The following is a 20926-nucleotide window of genomic DNA, read 5'->3' as shown; positions in this document are numbered from 1 at the left end:
CTGCTGCCGGGCGCCCGTGTCAGGTGCTGCGGCCTGCCGAACTCAGCGCAGGTCGAACCGGTCCAGGTTCATCACCTTGTCCCAGGCGGCGACGAAGTCGCGCACGAACTTCTCCCCCGCGTCGTCGCTCGCGTAGACCTCGGCGAGCGCGCGCAGCTCCGAGTTGGAGCCGAAGACCAGGTCGGCGCGACTGCCGGTCCACCGGACCCCGCCCGTGGCCGCGTCCCGGCCCTCGAAGGTGCTCTGGTCCTCGGACGTGGCCCGCCACGTCGTGCCGAGGTCGAGCAGGTTGACGAAGAAGTCGTTGGTCAGCTTGCCGGGGGTGTCGGTGAGCACACCGGGCTTCGCCGGTCCGGAGCTCACGCCCAGGGCGCGCAGACCGCCGACGAGGACCGTCATCTCCGGGGCACTGAGGGTGAGCAGGTTGGCCCGGTCCAGCAGCAGGTACTCGGCCGGCAGCCGGTTGCCCTTGCCCTGGAAGTTGCGGAATCCGTCGGCCGTGGGCTCCAGCGCGGCGAAGGACTCCGCGTCGGTGTGCTCCTCGGTCGCGTCGACCCGGCCCGGCGCGAACGGCACCTCGACCGGGTACCCGGCGTCCCGGGCGGCCAGCTCGACCGCCGCGCAGCCGCCGAGGACGATCAGGTCGGCCAGCGAGACCCGCTTGCCGCCGGAGTTGAACTCCCGCTGGACGGACTCCAGGGTGCTCAGCACCGTGGCGAGCTCGTCGGGGTTGTTGACCTCCCAGCCGCGCTGCGGCTCCAGACGGATGCGGGCGCCGTTGGCGCCGCCGCGCTTGTCGCTGCCGCGGAAGGTCGAGGCCGACGCCCAGGCGGTGGTGACCAGTTGCCCGACGGTCAGCCCGGAGTCGAGCAGCCGGGCCTTGAGGGCCGCGATGTCCTCGGCTCCGAGGGCGTCTCCCCCGGCCTCGGGCAGCGGATCCTGCCACAGCAGGGTCTCCTCGGGGACCTCGGGGCCCAGATACAGCGACTTGGGCCCCATGTCGCGGTGGGTGAGCTTGTACCAGGCACGCGCGAAGGCGTCGGCGAACTCCTCGGGGTCGGCGTGGAAGCGGCGGGAGATCTGCTCGTAGACGGGGTCGAAGCGCAGCGCGAGGTCCGTGGTGAGCATCGACGGGGCGATCTTCTTCGACGCGTCGTGGGCGTGCGGGACGGTTCCGTCGCCGGCTCCGTCCTTGGGCCGCCACTGCTGGGCACCGGCCGGGCTCTCGGTCAGCTCCCACTCGTAGCCGAAGAGGTTGTCGAAGAAGGCGTTGCTCCACCGGGTGGGCGTGGCGGTCCAGGTGACCTCCAGGCCGGAGGTGATGGCGTCCGCTCCCTTGCCGGTGCCGTAGGAGTTGCGCCAGCCCAGGCCCTGCTCCGCCAGCGAGGCGGCCTCGGGGTCGGCGCCGACGTGGTCGGCCGGGCCCGCGCCGTGGGTCTTGCCGAAGGTGTGGCCGCCGGCGATCAGGGCGACGGTCTCCTCGTCGTTCATCGCCATCCGGCGGAACGTCTCCCGGATGTCCCGGGCCGCGGCGACCGGGTCCGGATTGCCGTTGGGGCCCTCCGGGTTGACGTAGATGAGGCCCATCTGCACTGCGCCGAGCGGGTTCTCCAGCTCCCGGTCGCCCGTGTAGCGCTCGTCGCCCAGCCAGGTCGTCTCCGGGCCCCAGTACACGTCCTCCTCGGGCTCCCAGACATCCTCGCGGCCGCCGGCGAATCCGAAGGTCCTGGCCCCCATGGACTCCAGCGCGACGTTTCCGGCCAGGATCAGCAGGTCGGCCCAGGAGAGCGCGCTGCCGTACTTCTTCTTCACCGGCCACAGCAGCCGGCGGGCCTTGTCGAGGTTCGCGTTGTCCGGCCAGCTGTTGAGGGGGGCGAACCGCTGCTGGCCCGCCCCGGCGCCGCCGCGCCCGTCGCTGATCCGGTAGGTGCCCGCGCTGTGCCAGGCCATCCTGATGATGAAGGGGCCGTAGTGGCCGAAGTCGGCCGGCCACCAGTCCTGCGAGGTGGTCAGCACCTCGGCGATGTCCTGCTTGACGGCCGGGAGGTCGAGGCCGGCGAAGGCCTCGGCGTAGTCGAACCCGTCGCCCAGCGGGTCGGCCACGGCGGGGTTCTTGGCGAGGATCTTCAGATTCAGCCGGTCGGGCCACCACTGGCGGTTCCCGCCGCCCTGTGTCGGGTGCGGGGCGCGCGCGACCGGGCAGCCCGCGTCCTCCGCCTTCGCGTCCACGACGATCGCCTCATGATTCTCAGACATGGGATCCCTCCGGATTCGGCGGACCACGGCCCAGGAACTGCCCGACGACGACGGTCTTTTCCTGCTGTGTCCTGCCCCTTGGCTGTCGCTGGAGCCGATCCTACGATGGACGAATTCCAAGTCAATACGACAACCACTCCGGGAATTCCCTCCGGCGGCCGGCTGTCGGGTGATGAATGGACTGGTGGCATGAGTGACCTGCTGGAACGGCTTCGCCGACGCGGCTGGCGGATGACCGCCCAGCGCCGGGTTGTCGCCGAGGTACTCGACGGCGAGCACGTCCACCTCACCGCGGACGAGGTACTGGCACGCGCGGCCGCCAGGCTGCCGGAGATATCCCGCGCGACCGTCTACAACGCCCTGGGCGAGCTGGTGCTGCTCGGCGAGGTCCGCGAGGTGGCCACCGACGGCCGCGCCAGGCGCTACGACCCCAACGCGCACCGGTCACACCACCATCTGGTGTGCTCCGACTGCGGCACCATCCGGGACGTCCACCCCGGTGGCGACCCGCTGGCCGACCTGCCGCCCTCCGAGCGGTTCGGCTTCACCGTCTCCGGCGCCGAGTTGACCTACCGGGGCCGGTGCCCCGACTGCGCCGCCCGGGCCTGAACCGGCGCCGCGCCGAGCACGGCCGGCCGGCGCCGCATCAGGCGCGTACAGGGGTGCTCAGGGGCGCCGCCCCGCGTTGAGGGTGTCCACAGCGGCCGCCGCGTCGCCGAGATTGGCGAAGTCGACGGCGACGAAGTTCACCGGGTGGTCGCGCTCGGCCTCGCAGCGCCGGGCCCGGTCGAGGACGAATCCCTTCGCGTTGACCTCCCGTGCGTCGATCCGGCTGCCGCCGCCGCTGGTGATGAAGTGGTTCATCAGGAAGAGCCCCTTGCCCGTCCCGCCCCGGTTGGGCGCGCACGACATCTTCTCCGGAGAGGAGAAGGCGTAGGGGGTCTCCATCCCGTACCGGTAGAAGTTGCGGTACCAGGGCGCGGGCCCGTCCGCGTGCTCGGCGAAGACCACCAGGCGCTTGTCGTCCTCGATCATCTTGCCCAGCGTCGGCCACTCCGCCTTCGGATCGTCGTCGGGGGTGAACAGCAGGTCCTCCAGACCGGCCTTCCGGAACGCCGACTCCGTCTGCTTTCCGGTGATGCCGTCCTGCACGATCAGCGTCACGACCTCCCCCGGATGCTCGTCGAGCCAGGCGCGGATGTCGCGGAGGGTGTCGACGAGCGGGATGGCGCCGCCGCGGCAGACGGCATGGCACAGCCACAGGCCCGGTTCGGTGGGGGTGGCGTCGTCGATCAGTCCGGTGATCTTGTCGCGCATCTCCGGGGCGAACTCGGAGACCTTCAGCCGCTCGGCGATCTGGTCGGGCCGCTCCCAGGTGTGGGTGTCCACCAGCAGCGCGCGCGCACCGCTGTCGAGCTGGGCGGTGATGTCGCCGTCCTGGAGGGGACTGATGAAACGGTCGGCGGTGGTCGACATCGAGTTGTGCGTGGCGACGTAGGCGGCCTGGTCGTAGCGCAGGTCGCAGGCGCGGGCCGAGCCGTTGCACAGGGCCTGCTCGGAGCCGGAGCCGCTCGCGGCGGCCGGGACGAAGGTGACCCCCAGCACCACCGCGGTGGTGGTGACCGCCGACAGACCGGCCAGCATCCCGGTGCGGCCCCTGGTGGACAGCGACTGTGCGGCCCGGGGCCGCCGCCGCACGTAGGAGAGCGCGGCCAGCAGCGCCCCGACCGCGACCGGCGTGAGGGCCGCGGAGGCTCCGGCGGCGGTGAGCGTCTTCAGTGCGGTGCTCTCCAGGTCCTCCACCAGCACGGCCAGCGAGGGCGGCCAGGAGCCCGGCGCCGTCCCCCACAGGCCGTCCGCCTTCCACTGCACCAGCCGGAACAGGCCGGCCGTCAGGAGGCCGCCCGCGACCATGCTCCAGCCGACGACGCGCAGCCTGCGCAGCCGGCGGCGGGGTCCGGTGAGCCACAGGAAGGCGACGGACAGGGCCCCGACGGCGACGGCGAGCGGGTAGACCCGTCCCAGTGCGAGCCGGGTGAAGCCCCGCGCCTCCTCCAGCGGGCCGGTGTACACACCCCCGCTGTCCAGGTCCTTGACGACATCCCACCGGCCGCCCTCGGTGATGCGCAGCAGCTCCTGCTCGCCCTCGTCGGCTCCGGCGCCCGCGCGTCCGCCGATCACATGCGGTCCCACCGCGGCGAGGGCCGTGGCGACGTCCCCCACCCCGAGCGCGCCCTCGATCTGCGGGCGCAGGGACGTGCGCTGCCCCTCGGGCACGGCGGAGAGCAGCAGCTTGCTGAGGTCCCGCACGGCACGGTCGCTCAGGTCGACAGTGGGCAGGTCCGCAGGGCGCCGTCCGGCGGCGACATCGTCCAGCGCCGCGTCGATGCGCTGCACGGCGGCCGGGAAGTCGGCCTTGTCGCGGCCCTGGGCCTGGGAGACCAGACCGCCGAGGTACACCTCGGCGAGCTTGTCCATGTTGGCCAGCACCGGGGAGAGGTCGACCGACACGGAGAGGGTGTCCTTCTCGCCCCGGAGATAGCTGGTGACCTCGGCGATCTGCTCGTCGGTGAGTTCGCGCACGGTCGCGGGGGGCAGGACGGTCTTGAGGTTCGCGGTCACCACGGACTCGGGCACCGGCAGGCGTGCCAGCAGGCTGCGGGTGACCGGCTGGGCCTCGGGGGCGACGAGCACTTCGTCGTAGAGCCGGTCGTAGGCCCGCTCCTCGTCCAGGACGTGCTGGTAGTAGCCGCGGTCCAGGACCGTGTTGCGCAGCGTGCCCACCGTCGCCAGCGCCGCCACGCACAGCGCCGCCAGCACCGCCGCCAGGGGTCGCACGACGCGCACCCAGCGCGCCCGGCGCCATGCGCCGGGCCGCGCGGGGGTGTTGGGCCGACCGGTTGCCGACTCGGGCTTCTCCTGGCCTCGTTCCGTGTCCGGGGCAGTGTCGTGCGTGTTGCGCGGCACCCGTACTCCTGGGGTCGTGTGCTGTTCGTGCGGGCCTGGGCGCGGCCCGGGGGCGGTGCGCCGGTGCGGTGCGGAGCGGCGGCGCGGGGAGCCGCGACCAGGCTATGCGCCACGGACGCGGGTGTGTTCCCCGGCCCGTGCGGGGACCGACGGGGCGTCGGGGCAGGTGGCTGCGGGAGGGGTGCCGGAGGGCGTCATGGCTGTCGTCTACCCCGCGGACGCCGCGCCATGGCTCCGGACACCCGGACGGTCCGCCGCGCGCCGGACTCCCGTCGCCGGGGCGCCGGGCCGCGGGAGTGGCGGGCCGGCTGCCGCGCTGTCGCCGAGGCCGCCCGCGCCGCTCGGCGCCGAGCCCCCCGGACGGCGGCGGGCAGCCCGGGGTGGCGGCGGTGCGGGGCCGCCCCGCGACCACAGGGCACGGGCCGCAGGTGTGACCCAGAACACGTACGAAACCGTTTCGTTTCGCTATTCCGGATGGCGTACCGTTCTCTGTACGAAACCGTTTCGTTCGGAGCGGGAAGAGAGGGAGGCATGACGGAGAGCACAGCGACGCGCCGCAGCCGGATCACCCCCGAGCGCGAGGCCGAGCTGTACGAGGCCGTGCTCGACCTGCTCCGGGAAGTCGGCTACGACGCCCTCACCATGGACGCCGTGGCGGCCCGCACCCGCTCCAGCAAGGCGACTCTCTACCGGCAGTGGGGCGGCAAGCCGGAGCTCGTGGCGAAGGCGGTCCGGCACAGCAAGCCGGGCCGGACCGGCGACCTCGACACCGGGTCCCTGCGGGGCGACTTCCACGCTCTCGTGGCACGCGAGGACGACTGCGCCATGGAGCAGAACTCCGCCCTGATGCGGGGGCTGTTCATGGCGGTGCACCACAACCCGGACCTGCTGCAGGCGTTCAAGGAACTGCTCATCGAGCCGGAGATGGCGGAGTTCCACGGGGTACTGCGGCGGGCCGTCGACCGGGGCGAGGTCCGGGCGGACAACCCGGCGCTGGAGTACGTGGTGCACATGCTGATCGGCGCCTTCGCCACCCGCGCGCTGATCGACGACCAGCCGCCCACCCAGGCGTTCCTCGCCTCCTACATCGACGCCGTCGTGCTCCCCGCCCTCGGCGTCCCGGCTCGCTGACGAGCCCTGCCCGTCAACCCGCCCGTTCCCTCCACCTGACGTCACCGCTCACGTCGTCGGGCTGATCGATCCTGCCCTCACACCGCACGACAGACCGGGAGTACGCCGTCGTGGCCACGTTTCTCTACAAACTCGGACGCCTCGCCTTCCGGCGACGGCACCTCGTCGCCCTGTTCTGGGTGGCGCTGCTGGCGGTCGCCGGGATCGGCGCGGCCGGTGCGCCCGCCGCGGGCAGCACCTCGTTCTCGATCCCCGGCACCGAGGCCCAGAAGGCTTTCGACCTGCTGGAGCAGCGCTTCCCCGGAAGCAGCGCCGACGGCGCCACCGCGCGCGTCGTCTTCAAGGCCCCCGCGGGCGAGAAGATGACCGACCCCGACAACAAGGCGGCGGTCCAGCAGACGGTCGAAGAGCTCTCCGGCGGTCCGGAGGTCGCCTCCGTCGCCGACCCGTACCAGGCCAAGAGCGTCAGCCGGGACGGCACCACCGCCTACGCGTCGGTGGCGTACGAGTCCTCCGGCATGGAGCTGGCCGACTCCACCCGGGACGACCTGCGGGAGGCCGCTGCGGACGCGCGCCAGACCGGGCTGACGGTCGAGGTCGGCGGGGACGCGCTCACCACGACACCGGAGACGGGGGCGACCGAGATCATCGGCATCGCCGTCGCCGCCGTGGTGCTGATCATCACCTTCGGCTCGCTGCTCGCCGCCGGACTGCCGCTGCTCACCGCGCTGATCGGGGTCGGCACCGGGGTCGCCACGATCACCGCGCTGGCCAGCACGCTGGAGCTGGGGTCCACGACGTCCACGCTGGCGATGATGATCGGACTCGCCGTCGGCATCGACTACGCGCTGTTCATCGTCTCCCGCTACCGCGCCGAACTGGCCGAGGGCCGCGACCGTGAGGAGGCCGTAGGCCGGGCCGTGGGCACCGCCGGCTCGGCGGTGGTCTTCGCGGGGCTGACCGTGGTGATCGCGCTGGTGGGCCTGGCGGTCGTCAACATACCGATGCTGACCAAGATGGGTGTCGCGGCGGCGGGCACGGTCGCCGTCGCGGTCCTGATCGCCCTCACGATGGTCCCGGCCCTGCTCGGCTACGTCGGCCGCCGGGTGAAGCCCGCGGGCGAGAAGAGCCGGCTGCTGGGCGGCGGACGGGCCGCGCGGAAGACGGCCTCGGGCGCGGAGCGGCCGAACGCGGGGACCCGCTGGGCGCGCTTCGTCGTGCGCCGGCCGGTGACAGTCCTGCTGCTCGGGGTGGTCGGCCTCGGGGCCGCGGCGATCCCGACCTCCGCGCTGGAGCTGGGGCTGCCCGACGACGGTTCGCAGCCGACGTCGACGACGCAGCGCCGCGCCTACGACCTGCTGTCGGAGGGCTTCGGCCCGGGCTTCAACGGTCCGCTGACGGTGGTGGTCGACGCCGCGGCCAGTGACGACCCCAAGGGCGCGGTCGCCACCGTGACCGGGGACATCAAGGGCCTGGACGACATCGCGGCGGTCACCCCCGCGAAGTACAACCGGGCGGGCGACACCGCCATCATCACCGTGGTCCCCAGCTCCGAACCGTCGTCCGCGGCGACGGAGAACCTGGTCCACGGGATCCGCGGCACAGGCCCGGACGTGAGGTCCAGCACCGGCGCCGAGGTGCTGGTGACCGGCTCGACCGCGATGAACATCGACGTCAGCCAGAAGCTCGACGACGCGCTGGTCCCGTATCTGACCCTGGTGGTGGGCCTGGCGTTCCTGCTGCTGATCGTGGTCTTCCGCTCGATCCTGGTCCCGTTGAAGGCGGCCCTCGGCTTCCTGCTGAGCGTGCTGGCGGCGCTGGGCGCGGTCGTGGCCGTCTTCCAGTGGGGCTGGCTGTCCGGTCTGATGGGCGTCGAGCAGACCGGCCCGGTCATGTCGATGATGCCGATCTTCATGGTCGGTGTCGTCTTCGGACTGGCGATGGACTACGAGGTGTTCCTCGTGACGCGGATGCGGGAGGCGCATGTCCACGGCGAGGAGCCGAGCCAGGCGGTGGTGACCGGATTCCGGCACGGCGCGCGGGTCGTCACGGCCGCAGCGGTGATCATGATGGCCGTCTTCGCCGGGTTCATCGGCTCCGGCGAGTCGATGGTGAAGATGATCGGTTTCGGCCTGGCCACCGCGGTCTTCTTCGACGCGTTCGTCGTCCGGATGGCGATCGTCCCGGCGGTCCTGGCCCTGCTGGGCAAGCGGGCCTGGTGGCTGCCCGGATGGCTGGACCGGGCGCTGCCCGACGTCGACATCGAGGGCGAGGGACTCCGTGCCGCCGCCGACGGCAGCGGTGAGGGTCCGGACGCCGACGACGACCGGGAGCTGGTCCGCACCTGAGCGGCCGCCGCGGCACCGGCCGGGAGGGGCTCCGCGCAGGCGGGGCCCCTCCCGGCTCTCCGGTGCGGAAGAGCTCCGGGGGACGGGCCGCGCGCCCCGGAAGAATCCGCCCGCAAGCGCGGCGCCTTCACGACTGCGGCACCGCACACGCGCCCCGCTCACGGGTGCGCGACCGCGGTTCGGCGTCCGCCCGGTGCGGCGGACACATGTCGAACAGGTGTCACCTGCGCACCGTGCCGTGCCCGGCTGGTGCGGCACGTGCGGTGCTCGGGCTCCCGGCGCGGAATCCGCAGTTCGCGAGGGGTGCTCGACAGGTCAGCAGGTGCCGCGGGGTTCACCGGGAGGGACTGCCGAGCAGGGCGTCCGCCGGGGCACGGGAAGCGCTCGGCGTCATTCCTTGAACACAACCCGGTCTGGACCAAAGCCTTGACGGGCAGATCCGACGCACTTACAACAAGTCATCAAGAAGGCCCGTGGCCTGCCGCACGCGGACGATTCGCGGACGCGCTCCGCGAGGTTGTTTGTCATGCGCAGGCCCAACGTCCACTTCCCCCCACGAAAGGACGGGCTGACATGAGACTCTCCCGCCGAAGCCGCATCGCCACGTGCGGCGCCTCCCTGCTGTGCTGCCTCACCGCCGCACTGCTGCCCGGCACGGCGTCCGCCGACGCCGTGGACGCCCAGCACCCCTCCGGCGGCACCCGCGCGGTCGCCTTCTCCGACGAGTTCGACGGCCCCGCGGGCGCTCCGGTCGACAGCGGGAAGTGGCAGACCGAGACCGGCGACAACGTCGACAACCACGAGCGGCAGTACTACACGGCGGGCACCGACAACGCCGCGCTCGACGGCAACGGCCATCTGGTCATCACCGCCCGCAAGGAGAACCCCGGCAACTACCAGTGCTGGTACGGCAGGTGCGAGTACACCTCGGCACGGCTGAACACCGCGGGCCGGTTCACCCAGACCCACGGCCACGTCGAAGCCCGCGTCAAGGTGCCGCGCGGCCAGGGCATGTGGCCTGCCTTCTGGATGCTCGGGGACGACATCGGCAGTGTCGGCTGGCCCGCCTGCGGCGAGATCGACGTGATGGAGAACGTGGGCTTCGAGCCGGGCACCGTGCACGGCACCCTGCACGGCCCCGGCTACTCCGGATCGGGCGGCATCGGCGCCGGATACACTCTGCCCGGTGGCGAGGCGTTCGCCGACGGCTTCCACACCTTCGCCATCGACTGGTCACCCGGCTCGGTGAGCTGGTCGGTGGACGGGAACGTCTACCAGACCCGCACGCCCGCCGACGTGGGCGGCAACCCCTGGGTGTTCGACAAGCCGTTCTTCCTGATCCTCAACCTCGCCGTGGGCGGCTACTGGCCGGGCGACCCGGACGGCTCCACGCACTTCCCGCAGCAGATGACCGTCGACTACGTGCGGGTCACCACGGGCGACTAACCCGCACGCCCCCACCCGGTGCCCGCGTCCGCTCACAGGCGCGGGCACTTCGGGCGGGCGGGGCCCGGGAAGGACGGCGGTCGACCGGAGCGGCTGTTCGCGCCGTCGCGGCGTCCGCCGCGGAGCGGGGACCGTCGCGGAGCGGGGACCGTCGCGGTCAGGCGGCCGCGCGGACGATGTCGCCACGGCCCGGGCCGGTGACCTGCGAGCCCGGGCCGCAGCCGCACGCATCCTCCTGCGCGCGCAACCCGGCACCGCACCGCGAAGGCCCCTGGCCCCCTCGGCCACCACGACCGGACAGCGACCCGCCCGGCCGCCGGAGCCGACGCGTCGGCCCCCAGGCGGGATCACTTGCGACACCGGGCACGGCATGCGTCCGGGTCCGCGCCCCGGGCACGCCTGAAGGCGCGGCCGAAAGCGCACGGAGGGCCGTATCCGACCGCGCCGGAGAGCGAAGCGACCCGGCTTCGCCGGTGTCGCGGAGCCGGACGGACGCCGGGGCGATACGCCACCGCGTCACGTAAGCGCCCGGCGTCCGGCCGAGGCCCTGAGCGGAAACACCTGGACCGCGTCGCCCGCCGACGCCGTGCGTGCACCTTCCGCGCGAACAGCACCTGGACGGCGTCGCGTCCACGCCCTGCCAGCCTCCTCGCGGTCTCCGGCCGGCACCGAGAGCCCTCCCGGCGACCGTGAGCTCACGCAGGGCCGTCATCTCCCGCCGGCCGGCGTCATGTCACCGGAGGCGGGACACAGGGCCGCACCGGGGTCCGGGGCAATGTGTTGACGCGCCGTGACGCGCCGCCCATACTGGCGGCCAAATCGATTTGGCCCCTGTGATCCGGCCACCGTCCGGGCCCGGATACGCAGGCGGAACCGAGCGAGCCGAATCCGGAACGGAGCCCAACCGTGTCGCTACGCAACGCTCTTCGCCCTGGCCCGGACCCCGCCGCGGCAGGCGCCGCAGGCCCACCGAAACACCCCGTCGACGACCCCCGCCCGGTGCACCGGATGCTGCTGTTCGGCATCCAGCACGTGCTGGTCATGGCCGCCACGCCCATCTCCAGCGTCTTCCTGGTCAGCTCGACCCTCCACCTGACCCCGGCGCTCACGGCCAACCTGCTGTCCGCAGCCTTCGTGCTCTCCGGACTCGGCTCACTGCTCCAGTCGCTGGGCCCCTGGGGCTTCGGGGCACGGCTGCCGTTCGTGATGCTGCCCGGCGGCGCCCCGCTGATCCTCTTCCTCTCCATCGCCGACCAGCACGGCCTGCGCACGGCCTGCGGCGCGGTCATCATCACCGCCGTCTTCTACTTCGTGGTACTGCCGGTCTTCTCCCGGCTGCTGCGGTTCTTCCCCACGCTGGTCATCGGGACGATGATCGTCATCGTCGGCGTGAATCTGGTGAAGGTCGGCGCGCTGCTGGTCACCGGGCGCCCCGGAAGCAGTGGCTTCGGCGAACCGGGCGCCCTGCTGCTCGGCCTGGCCACGGTCGGCTGCACCGCGGGGGCCTACGGGCTGCTGCGCGGCACGCTGCGTCAGCTCTCCGTGCTGCTCGGGCTGCTGGCCGGTACCGGGCTGGCGGCACTGCTGGGCCGGGTGCATCCGACCGCGGCCGACGGCGGGGCGCTGCTGCACGCACCCGAACTGATGCCGTTCGGCACACCGCAGTTCAACCTGCTCGCCTCCGTGCCGCTGCTGGTCTACAGCCTCGCCTCGATGGCCGAGGCCACCGGCCAGACCGTGATCAACAGCGAGGCCGTGGGCAAGGAACCGGACGCCCGCCGCGACGCGCCGCGCACCATCCGCGGGGACGCCGTCATCTCGCTGGCCGGCGGCTTCTTCGGGCTGCCGCTGATGGTCACCAGCGGAGAGAACATCGGCATCGTGCGGATCACCGGGGTCCGCAGCCGCTTCGTCACCGTCGCCGCGGGCCTCGTCCTGATCACCATCGGCTTCCTCGCACCCGTGGCCTGGATCGTCAACGCCATCCCCGCGCCGGTCGTGGGCGGCACCGCTCTGGTCGTCTTCGGGGTGATCACCGTGCTGGGGGTGCACATGCTCGGCCGCAGCGGCCTGGACGACCACACCAACACGTTCATCGTCGCCGTCGCCCTGGCGCTCGGACTGCTGCCCATCCTGGTGCCCGGTGTGTACGACCACCTGCCCCCGAATCTGCGGATCCTGCTGGAGAGCGGGGTCGCGGTCGGCGCCTTCAGCGCGGCCCTGCTGCACGCGCTCTTCCACCGCGTGCCCTGGCGCACCCGTCCCCGCGCGGAGACGACGGAAGCCCCGGAGACGGCGGACACGGCGGGGACGGACACGGCGGAGGCCGCGAAGCCGGCGGGCACCGGCGCGACCGCCACCGCCGGGGACGGATCCCCCGCCCGTTGACCTCGCGATCCTCTGTGCCCCAGACGTCTCCGGTCCCCGGCGTCTCGAACACCTCGGACACCTCGCACACGGACACCTCTACAGCAAGGACACCATGCACCCCCTGCACCTTCCCGCGCCCGGCTCCCTCGCACGGCGCGACGGCGAGCCCCTGCTGCTGGCCCCCGAAACCGTGCTGCTGCCCGGCGGTCCCGCCGCCGAGCACGCGGTCGTCGTGCACGGCGGCGAGTTCACCGCCGTGGGCCCGGCCGCCCGGCTGACCCGGGAATTCCCGCACCTGACGCCGGTCCGGCTGCCCGGCACCGCCCTGCTGCCCGGCTTCGTCGACGCCCACCACCACCTCACCCAGAGCTTCGGCGCCGCCTTGGCGTTCGGCGAACCCTCGGAGATATTCCGCCGGGTGTGGGTACCGCTGGAGGGCGCACTGGACGAGGAGTCGGCGTACGTGGCCGCGAAACTCGCCGCCCTGGAGGCGCTGCGCGGCGGGTTCACCACCGTCGCCGAAGCCGGGACCCGCGCCCCGGTGGACGTGGACGTCGTGGCGAACGCCGCCCGCGACGCGGGACTGCGCTGTGTGCTCGGGCAGATCTGCAACGACGCCGACCAGAGCGCGGACAGCGGGGGCACCGGCGCGGCCCGGGAGGTGCGGGCGCGGGCGGAGCAGCACCTCGCGCGCTACGCGGGCGACCCGCTGGTGCATCCCTCGCTCGCCGTCTCCATACCGGAAGCGGCGAGCGAGCCGACCCTGCGCGCCATGGCGCACCTGGCCGCCGAAGCCGGCGCGGTCCTGCAAATCCACGTCAACGAGCATCTCGCCGCAGTCGAACGCTCGCTGCTGCGGCACGGTTCGCGGCCGCTGGAGCATCTGCACGAACTGGGCGTGCTCGGCCCCCACCTGCTCGCCGGGCACGCCACCCTGCTCACCCCGCACGAACTCGCCCTCCTGCGCGACACCGGAACCGCCGTCAGCTACAACCCGGTGGCCAGCGCCTGGAAGGGCAACGCCGTGGCACCGGCACTCACCATGGCCGAGGAGGGGATCCGGTTCGGGCTGGGGACCGACGGCACCCGCGGGGACGCCTTCCGGCTGCTCGACGCCGCCGAGACCGCCCAGCGCCTCACCCACGGTCTGGCCGCCGGGGACTCCTCCTGCGGCGGGGGCCGGACCTGGCTCGAGCACGGTACCCGGCTGGGGGCCGACGCCGTCGGGCTGGGCGGCGGGCGGGGGCCGGGGGCCGGGGGCGTGCGGACGGGGCTGGTGGCCGCGGGTGCCGCCGCCGACTTCCTGCTCGTCGACCTCACCGGGCCGGAGATGTGCCCCTCGCACGACCTGCCCTGGGAACTTGTGCGGCGCGGCAACCGCGACCAGATCACCGCGGTCTTCACCGCGGGGCGGCTGCGTCTGTGGTACGGCCGTCCCGTGGACTGGGACGGTCCGGAACTGGTGGCACGGGCCCGGGAGTCGGCCCGCGCGGTGGTGGACCGGGCACCGGTGGTCCGGGTACACCGGCCCTCGACGCAGGCCGCGCGATGACCCCGGGCGCCGCGCTCGGCAACAGCCGACGATACGACAGGCGACGACGCACCGCGGCCGGCGGCAGCGGCCGACGACACACCGGCCTGGACGGCGCGGCCCGCGGCCACCGGCTCGCGGAGGCGGGCCGATGAGCGGCGATCTCCTCGCGCTGCTGGCGGCGACGGTGGCCGCCGCGGCCTTCGTGCAGGGAGCCAGCGGCCTCGGCTTCGCGCTCATCGTGGCCCCGGTGGCCGGTCTGGTGGACCCGGGGCTGCTGCCGGTCTTCCTGCTGGCGTCGATGATCCCGCTCAACCTGTACGTGGCCTGGCGGGAGCGGTCCAGCCTGGATCTGCGCGGGGCCGGCTGGATCACCGGTGCCCGGTTGGCGGCAACCCCGGCGGGGCTGCTGCTGCTCACGGCGATCCCGGAACGCGACCTCGGCCTGTTCGTCGGAGCCGCGACCGTGCTCGCCGCCCTGGTCAGCCTGGCGGCACCGGAGTTCGCTCCCGGCCGCGGCGCCTATCTGGGCGCCGGGCTGGTCACCGGCATCACCGAGACGGCCACGGGAGTGGGCGGCCCGCCGCTCGCGCTGGTGTACCAGCATCGGCCGCCCGCCGAACTGCGCTCCACGGTCGCCGTCTGTTTCCTGGTCGGCGAGATCGCCTCCCTGGCGCTGCTGTTCGCGACCGGGCGCGGCCGGGCCGACCATCTCGGCACCGTGCTCTGGGTGCTGCCCGCGCTGGCGGCCGGCGCCGCCCTGAGCCGGTTCGTGCACCACCGGCTCGACGCGCGCCGGCTGCGGCTGGCCGTGCTGGCCTTCGCGCTGGTGTCCGGGCTGGTGCTGATGCTGGGGATCTGAGCGGGCCCTACTCGCCGGCGGCGCCGGGCCCGCGGCTGGAGGAGGCACGTGCCACCAGCGTCGGGTCCGGCGCCCGGACGGGAGCGTACGGCGCTTCGTCGCGCAGCCGCCGCAGCAGCAGTTCGACCGCTGCCGCAGCGGCCTGTTCGAGGTGGAGGTCGACAGCCGTCAGCGCGGGTGCGCAGGTCCTGGCCCGCAGGCCGTCGTAGCGGGTGACGACCATGACGTCGTCCGGGACGGTGCGCCCGCTCTCCCGCACCGCCCGTACCGCGCCCACCGCGAAGGCGTCGACCAGTACGCACAGCGCGTCGGTACGCGGATGGTCGCGCAGCAGTGCGCCGACCGCCTCGTGGCCCGCCTGTTCACCCCCGGACTCTTCGGCGACGGCCGTCACCGGCCGCCATCCGTACCGCTCGGCGGCCCGCGCGTAGGCCGCCCGCGCGTCCACCGCGGAGGACCGGGCTCCGGCAGCCGTGACCAGGGCCGGGTGCCGGGCTCCTTGCCGGGAGAGGTGATCCAGCAGCAGCGCGGCGACCGCCTCGGCGTTGAGGTCGACGTAGGATTCGCCGTCGGCGCCGGGCGGGCGGCCCAGCGCCACGCACGGCAGTCCGCGCCGGGCCAGCTCCGCGACGACCGGATCCTCCTCCCCGGGTTCCACGACGATCGCACCGTCCACGTCCACCGTCGCCAGCCCGGCACCCGACTCGCCCGGCGGGAGCAGCACCAGCGCGAAGCCGTGCGCGAGTGCGTGCTCGGCGGCGGCGGCCGCCACCTCCATGTAGAACCCGAGCCGGGAGGGCCCCCCGGCCACCGCCAGCGGCATCGAGGACAGCAGCGCGATGGCCTTGGCCTCTCCGCGGCGCAGCCGCTGGGCCCGCAGATTCGGGCGGTAGCCCAGCTCTTCGGCCACGCGTTTGACCCGCTCGCGGGTGCGGGGGTCGACCTTGCCCAGCCCGTTGAGCGCGTGCGAGACCGTGGTGCGGGAGACGGAGGCGGCCCGCGCGACATCGGCGATCGTCGGCTGACGCGGTGCGGAACCCGGGCGGGGGCTGGCCATCGGTGCGAGAACTCCTCACGGTCTGTGCAGGGTCTCAGTCTCCCTGATCGGCTGCCGCGGTGGTACGCCCTCCCCGGCCGGAACCGCACGGTGTGCCGTCGGCGGCGGACGGTGCGCGCCCGGCAGGCGTTGGGGGCGACGGGGCGTCAGGGGCTCCGGGGTGCAGCGTGCAAGGAGGGATGGGCGAGCCACCCTGACAGGGTCTCATTCCAGATGTAACGAAACACACAGGCCGCGACGTCAGTAATCAGACAAGCTGCCTGTTTCTTCCGACGGTCGCGGCCCCGCCCACGGACCCCGTCGGGCAGCGCACCGACACGGTCCGGCCACCTCTCGGCACACGGGCCCTGACCTCCGGCGACGCCGCGCCCCGGGAGCGGGTGGGCCCGGCCGGCCGCCGGATCCCGCGGGTCACTCCCGAGGCGGCGGAGCGCAGGAACCCGGCCAATCCCGCGCACCCGATACCGCCGCCCGCGGCCGCGGCCCGGAGCGCGGCCGTCGCCGCAGCGGGGCAGGAATGGAACCGGACCCTACCCTTACGAGAAGGGAAGAACGGCCCGGACGGCTCAGATCCGACCCGCCCCGCCCGGATGCGGGAGGCGGCTTCCTGATGACCGTGCATGTGACAGCCAAATAGGAAACCCGAATATGGCCGGATTCGCCTCCCGAGTCCTTGACCATGAAATTGTCCCCCGGATACGTTTCCGTCACCTGCATAGAATCCATACGACCCCTGCTGCGGCAACGGCGCCACAGCGGCGGGGAATACCGGTGTCATTCCGCGCGTAGAAAAGCGCCCGGCAGGGCCGCTCACGCGGGGCGAGCGCCCCAGGAATCGCACCCGAAAACGCTTCGGTGCCCACTGTGTCGTTTTTCAAACCGCGAACGGGGTGATGGAACTGTGGACGTTGAAGTTCTCGGGCATGTTGCGCTGAGGACCTGGGGCAGCACCAGGACGCCGAGCGCACCCAAAGCCAGGCAGGTGCTCGCCCTCTTACTGGTCAACGCGAACCGGCTGGTCAGCACCGATGCACTGATCGAGGAGCTGTGGGCCGAGCGGCCTCCCCGGAGCGCACTGAGCGCACTGCAGACGTACATATTTCAACTTCGCCAAATGCTGGGAGACCTCCTCAAGAATGCATCTCCGAAGGATGTACTGGTCACCACGCCAAATGGCTACGAATTTCGTATCGCACCGGAGAAAGTAGACCTCCAGCGCTACGAAAAGCATCGCCTGGCCGGGCAGCACGCGTTTCAGTCGGGCAATCACCCGGCGGCAGTGGAACAGTTCCGCGCGGCGCTGCATATCTTTGCCGCGCCGCCACTGGCGAACGTACGGCGGGGATTGCATCTGGAGGCGGAGATCGTGCGGCTGGAGGAGAGCCGCAGCGGCGTCCAGCAAACCCGGATCGAGGCGGAACTCGAACTCGGCCGGCATCACGAGGTGCTCAGTGAATTGAGCGGTCTCGCATCCCAGTACCCGCAGCACGAGGGATTCCACCGCCAACTGATGCTGGCGCTCTACCGCTGCGGCCGGCGCCCCCAGGCACTCAAGATCTTCAACCAGCTCCGGCAGTCCCTGGTGACCGAACTGGGCCTGGAACCGTCCCGGGAACTGCAGACGCTGCAGCAGGCGATCCTCTCCGCGGACCCGCGGCTGGACAGCGCACGCTCGACTCCGTTCCCGGGACGGACCACCGATCCTCCGCCGCTGCGGCTGAAGTGGCCGGCCGCCAGCCCCTGGAAGGCGTGACCGGCCGCGGCGGCCGGCACTCGCGCTGCCGCCGCCCGCGGGCCGGGCACCTCTCCCGGCTCGCGGACTCCGGCCGGAGGATCAGGTCCGGGGCAGGTCGTCCCGGTAGACCTGCCGGTGCCTGATGAACAGCCGCCCGGACTGCCGCACCAGCTCGTCCTGGCAGGTGCAGACGAACTCCAGCTCCGGGGCGCTACCGACGACGGTCTTGCTGATCAGGGCGTACATCCGGGCGACGAGCACCCCCGAGGAGTCCTCCTCGACCTCCAGCGTGGTGACGCAGTGGCGGCGCAGGACGCCCTTCTCCTCCAGTTGCCGCGCGGCCGCCGCCGCGTTCCGGGCGATCTCCTCCCGGCCGCGCTGCGGTTCGGCCCGCGCGTTGGTGGCGAACAGCGCGTCCGGGGTGAAGTCGCCCGTCCAGTCCGCCACCCGGCCCTCGTCCATGGCGCGCATGTGCCGGCCGTAGAACTGCTGCACCTGGACGAACAGCGCACCGGCCACCGGGCTCTCCTCCACTTCGTGCGGGACCTGGGTCGTCAACGCTTCCTCCTCCGCCTCGGCTCGCACTGCTCCTGCTCGCAGCGACGGTTCCAGGCCGCTCTCCACGCCCGGTAAAGCCCGGGGCTCGCCCCGGGCAACGGCCGAGACCGCGCGGTGACGCCGCGTTGCTCCGCGCACGAGTCGCCGCTGGTGCCCTGTCCCAGGACGAACGGTGGCGCAGGCCACCACCTGACGCGACGGAGGCCCAGCAGCATGGAACCGGCCCCTCAGGCCCAGACCGCACCGATTCCCGCCGCTTGGGGTTCCCGGGCGGGGCCGCGGTGGCAGAACCTCGCCGAACTCGTCCGGGACGCGGCCCGGCTGTACGGGGACAGGGAGTTCCTGCGCTGCGGCGGCGACACGCTCACCTTTCGCGAGGCCGACGAGCGCACCGACCGGTTGGCCGGGGCGCTGCTCGCCCACGGGGTGGTGCCCGGGGACCGGATCGCGCTCCTGATGGAGAACTCCGCCGACTGGCCGCTGTGCTGGCTCGCCGCCGTCAAGGCCGGCGCCGTCACGGTGCCGGTGAACAGCAGCTGCGGCGCGTCCGATCTGGCCCATCTGCTCACCGACTCCGGGGCCGCGCTGCTGCTGTCCTCGGAGGGCTGCGCCGACCTGGCCCGCCGGGTCGGCGGCACCCTCCGGCAGCGCTGCGCGGTCCGTACGGTGCGGGAGCTGGCCGTCGCGGCGGTGGGCGGCCCCGGCGGCCGGGCGCCGGGCGCGGAGCGGTGGCATCCCGACGACACGGTCAACTTCCAGTACACCTCAGGCACCACCGGCTTTCCCAAGGCGTGCGTGCTCAGCCACGACTACTGGCTGCGCACGGCCTGGGGGATCGTCGCCGCGTCCGGCCTCGGCGCGGACGACGTGGTCCTCACCGCGCAGGCGTTCTCCTACGTGGATCCCCAGTGGAAGGCCGTGATGTGCCTGATGCAGGGCATCCCGCTGGTGGTGCTGGAACGGTTCTCCGCGTCGGGCTTCTGGCCGGCGGTCCGGAAACACCGGGCCACCGTCACCTATGTGCTGGGCAGCATGCCGATGCTGCTGCACAAGCAGCCGCCCAGCTCCGGCGACCGGGACCACGCCATGCGCCTGGTGCTGTGCTCCGGCATCCCGCGCGAGCTGCACCGCCCCTTCGAGGAGCGCTGGGGCGCGGCCTGGCGCGAGGTGTACGGGTCCACGGAGAGCGGACTGGACCTGATCGTGCCGCCGCACGACGCGGCCTGTACAGGCACCGGCAGGCTGGGCGGTCCGCCGCCCGGCAAGGAGGTCGTGGTCGCCGACGAGCAGGGCAACCCGGTGCGGCCGGGCCGGGCCGGCGAGATCCTGGTCCGCGGTCGGCCCCTGATGCGCGAGTACTGGAACAGCCCGCAGAGCACCGGGCGCGCGTTCCGCGGCGATTGGTACCGCACCGGAGACCTGGGCTGCATCGGCCCGGACGGGGGCATCCGCCATGCCGGACGGCTGAAGGACGTGATCCGGCGCGGGGGTGAGAACATCGCGGCGGCGGAGGTGGAGAGCGTCCTCGAAGCGCATCCGGCCGTCCTGGGAGCCGCCGTCGTCGGCATCCCCGACGAGCTGTTCGGCGAACTGCCCAAAGCGTTCCTGCTGCTGCGCGACGGCTACCGCCCCACCGGCGCCACGGTCCGCAGCGTCCTGGCGCACACCCGGCGCCAGCTCGCGAAGTTCAAGGTGCCCGCCTATCTGGAGTGCGTCGGGAGCTTCCCGATGACGCCCTCGGCGCGGGTCAGCAAGACCCGGCTGCTGCGCCCCGGCACGGACCAGCGCAGCGGTGCGTTCGACGCGGCGAAGGACTCCTGGGTATGAGCGGCGCGGTGCGGCTGCGCAGCCCGGAGGAGCTGGCGGTCGCCGTCCGGGACGATGTCGCCGTGCTCACCCTGAGCCGTCCGGAGAAGCTCAACGCCCTCTCCCGGGACATGCGCCGCGATCTGGCCGGGCTGCTGCGGCACTACGGCGACGGCCGTCTGGTGCGCGGAGTGGTGGTCACCGGCCGGGGGCGGGCCTTCTCGGCCGGGATGGACCTGCGCGAGGCGACTGCCGGACAGCTCGACCTGCCGGCCGAGATGGATCTGTTCAACGACGTCTCGCGGGCCGCGCTCGGCGCCGAGGTCCCGGTGGTGGCCGCCGTCAACGGTCTGGCCGTGGGCGGCGCGGGCGAGCTGGCGCTCAGCTTCGACGCCCGGATCGCCGCGCCCTCGGCGGGCTTCGCGTGGCCGGAGAACGGCGTCGGACTCACCGTCTCCAACGCCGCCAGCCTCTTCCTGCCTCGGCTCGCGGGCCCCTCCCGCGCTCTGGATCTGCTGCTGAGCGGTGCCCGCGTCGATGCCCGGCAGGGACGCGACCTGGGTCTCTTCGACGATGTCGTGGAGCCGGACGCGCTGGTTTCCGCCGCTGTCGGGCTGATCCACCGGTGGACCTCGCCGGGCTCGTCCACCGCCGCTCATCTGCGGCTGCTGCGGCCCTCTCCGCAGCAGGTGGAGGAGGCGATGGCGCGCGAGAGCGCAGCGGTCCGGCAGGTGCAGGCGAGCGGGATCGCCCGTGCGGGACTGGCCAGGGCGCTGGCGGGCCCCGCGGGATGACCGGCGGCTCGGTCTCCTTCGCCGCCCGGCCCCGGCGCACGGGGAGGTGCGAGGAGGCCGGGCCC

At 73.0% G+C, this 20926-nt stretch carries 14 protein-coding genes; 10 read left to right on the top strand and 4 right to left on the bottom strand.

Features of this window, described 5'->3' with window-relative positions:
• Nucleotides 1-42: 42 nt before the first annotated feature.
• Nucleotides 43-2256, bottom strand: coding sequence for a catalase/peroxidase HPI (gene katG, locus ACFYMO_RS05575; RefSeq protein WP_366769943.1), 2214 nt, complete (start codon nucleotides 2254-2256; stop codon nucleotides 43-45).
• Between the two features lie 189 nt (nucleotides 2257-2445).
• Here katG and ACFYMO_RS05570 point away from each other — a divergent pair, with 189 nt between their 5' ends.
• Nucleotides 2446-2865, top strand: coding sequence for a Fur family transcriptional regulator (locus ACFYMO_RS05570; RefSeq protein ID WP_366769944.1), 420 nt, complete (start codon nucleotides 2446-2448; stop codon nucleotides 2863-2865).
• 57 nt (nucleotides 2866-2922) lie between these two features.
• Here ACFYMO_RS05570 and ACFYMO_RS05565 read toward each other — a convergent pair whose 3' ends face one another.
• Nucleotides 2923-5223, bottom strand: a complete 2301-nt coding sequence (locus ACFYMO_RS05565; protein ID WP_366769945.1) for a PI-PLC domain-containing protein — start codon at nucleotides 5221-5223, stop codon at nucleotides 2923-2925.
• 531 nt (nucleotides 5224-5754) lie between these two features.
• On the opposite strand from ACFYMO_RS05565, the gene ACFYMO_RS05560 reads away from it, so the two are divergent.
• From ACFYMO_RS05560 to ACFYMO_RS05535, 6 genes are all read left to right on the top strand, one after another.
• Nucleotides 5755-6354, top strand: a complete 600-nt coding sequence (locus tag ACFYMO_RS05560) for a TetR/AcrR family transcriptional regulator (RefSeq protein ID WP_366769946.1) — start codon at nucleotides 5755-5757, stop codon at nucleotides 6352-6354.
• Nucleotides 6355-6464: 110 nt separating this feature from the next.
• Nucleotides 6465-8702, top strand: a complete 2238-nt coding sequence (locus ACFYMO_RS05555; protein ID WP_366769947.1) for an MMPL family transporter — start codon at nucleotides 6465-6467, stop codon at nucleotides 8700-8702.
• 573 nt (nucleotides 8703-9275) lie between these two features.
• Nucleotides 9276-10148, top strand: a complete 873-nt coding sequence (locus tag ACFYMO_RS05550) for a glycoside hydrolase family 16 protein (RefSeq protein WP_366769948.1) — start codon at nucleotides 9276-9278, stop codon at nucleotides 10146-10148.
• Nucleotides 10149-11156: 1008 nt separating this feature from the next.
• Complete coding sequence (locus tag ACFYMO_RS05545) at nucleotides 11157-12536, top strand: uracil-xanthine permease family protein (RefSeq protein WP_388544647.1); 1380 nt, start codon at nucleotides 11157-11159, stop codon at nucleotides 12534-12536.
• Nucleotides 12537-12630: 94 nt separating this feature from the next.
• The gene (locus ACFYMO_RS05540; protein ID WP_366769950.1) at nucleotides 12631-14070 is read left to right on the top strand and encodes an amidohydrolase family protein; all 1440 of its coding nucleotides are present in this window, start codon (nucleotides 12631-12633) and stop codon (nucleotides 14068-14070) included.
• Nucleotides 14071-14200: 130 nt separating this feature from the next.
• Nucleotides 14201-14911 (top strand): sulfite exporter TauE/SafE family protein, encoded by a 711-nt coding sequence (locus tag ACFYMO_RS05535; RefSeq protein WP_366769951.1) that lies wholly within the window; start codon nucleotides 14201-14203, stop codon nucleotides 14909-14911.
• Nucleotides 14912-14918: 7 nt separating this feature from the next.
• On the opposite strand, the gene ACFYMO_RS05530 is transcribed toward ACFYMO_RS05535, so the two are convergent.
• On the bottom strand, nucleotides 14919-15968 hold the full coding sequence (locus ACFYMO_RS05530; protein ID WP_366769952.1) for a LacI family DNA-binding transcriptional regulator: 1050 nt from the start codon (nucleotides 15966-15968) through the stop codon (nucleotides 14919-14921).
• Between the two features lie 901 nt (nucleotides 15969-16869).
• Between ACFYMO_RS05530 and ACFYMO_RS05525 the strand changes: the two genes are divergently transcribed.
• Nucleotides 16870-17721 (top strand): AfsR/SARP family transcriptional regulator, encoded by an 852-nt coding sequence (locus ACFYMO_RS05525; RefSeq protein WP_366769953.1) that lies wholly within the window; start codon nucleotides 16870-16872, stop codon nucleotides 17719-17721.
• An 81-nt stretch (nucleotides 17722-17802) separates the two neighbouring features.
• Here the strand turns inward: ACFYMO_RS05525 and ACFYMO_RS05520 are convergent, their stop codons facing one another.
• The gene (locus ACFYMO_RS05520) at nucleotides 17803-18261 is read right to left on the bottom strand and encodes a nuclear transport factor 2 family protein (RefSeq protein ID WP_366769954.1); all 459 of its coding nucleotides are present in this window, start codon (nucleotides 18259-18261) and stop codon (nucleotides 17803-17805) included.
• Nucleotides 18262-18474: 213 nt separating this feature from the next.
• Between ACFYMO_RS05520 and ACFYMO_RS05515 the strand changes: the two genes are divergently transcribed.
• Together ACFYMO_RS05515 and ACFYMO_RS05510 are read left to right on the top strand one after the other, a co-directional pair.
• Nucleotides 18475-20088, top strand: coding sequence for a class I adenylate-forming enzyme family protein (locus ACFYMO_RS05515; RefSeq protein WP_388544385.1), 1614 nt, complete (start codon nucleotides 18475-18477; stop codon nucleotides 20086-20088).
• Nucleotides 20085-20861, top strand: a complete 777-nt coding sequence (locus ACFYMO_RS05510; protein ID WP_366769956.1) for an enoyl-CoA hydratase/isomerase family protein — start codon at nucleotides 20085-20087, stop codon at nucleotides 20859-20861. The genes ACFYMO_RS05515 and ACFYMO_RS05510 overlap by 4 nt, the downstream gene beginning before the upstream one ends.
• The last annotated feature ends 65 nt before the right edge of the window (nucleotides 20862-20926 follow it).

The organism is Streptomyces sp. NPDC007025 (assembly GCF_042869455.1).
Taxonomy (GTDB): Bacteria; Actinomycetota; Actinomycetes; order Streptomycetales; family Streptomycetaceae; genus Streptomyces.
This window is presented reverse-complemented; position numbering and strand designations above follow the sequence as displayed.

Bases quoted from the DNA above. Each gene is read 5' to 3' on its own strand.
- ACFYMO_RS05515 (WP_388544385.1), top strand. From the start codon at position 18,475: ATGGAACCGGCCCCTCAGGCCCAGACCGCACCGATTCCCGCCGCTTGG.
- ACFYMO_RS05545 (WP_388544647.1), top strand. From the start codon at position 11,157: ATGCTGCTGTTCGGCATCCAGCACGTGCTGGTCATGGCCGCCACGCCC.
- ACFYMO_RS05535 (WP_366769951.1), top strand. From the start codon at position 14,201: ATGAGCGGCGATCTCCTCGCGCTGCTGGCGGCGACGGTGGCCGCCGCG.
- ACFYMO_RS05570 (WP_366769944.1), top strand. From the start codon at position 2,446: ATGAGTGACCTGCTGGAACGGCTTCGCCGACGCGGCTGGCGGATGACC.
- katG (WP_366769943.1), bottom strand. From the start codon at position 2,256: ATGTCTGAGAATCATGAGGCGATCGTCGTGGACGCGAAGGCGGAGGAC.
- ACFYMO_RS05550 (WP_366769948.1), top strand. From the start codon at position 9,276: ATGAGACTCTCCCGCCGAAGCCGCATCGCCACGTGCGGCGCCTCCCTG.
- ACFYMO_RS05560 (WP_366769946.1), top strand. From the start codon at position 5,755: ATGACGGAGAGCACAGCGACGCGCCGCAGCCGGATCACCCCCGAGCGC.
- ACFYMO_RS05540 (WP_366769950.1), top strand. From the start codon at position 12,631: ATGCACCCCCTGCACCTTCCCGCGCCCGGCTCCCTCGCACGGCGCGAC.
- ACFYMO_RS05510 (WP_366769956.1), top strand. From the start codon at position 20,085: ATGAGCGGCGCGGTGCGGCTGCGCAGCCCGGAGGAGCTGGCGGTCGCC.
- ACFYMO_RS05530 (WP_366769952.1), bottom strand. From the start codon at position 15,968: ATGGCCAGCCCCCGCCCGGGTTCCGCACCGCGTCAGCCGACGATCGCC.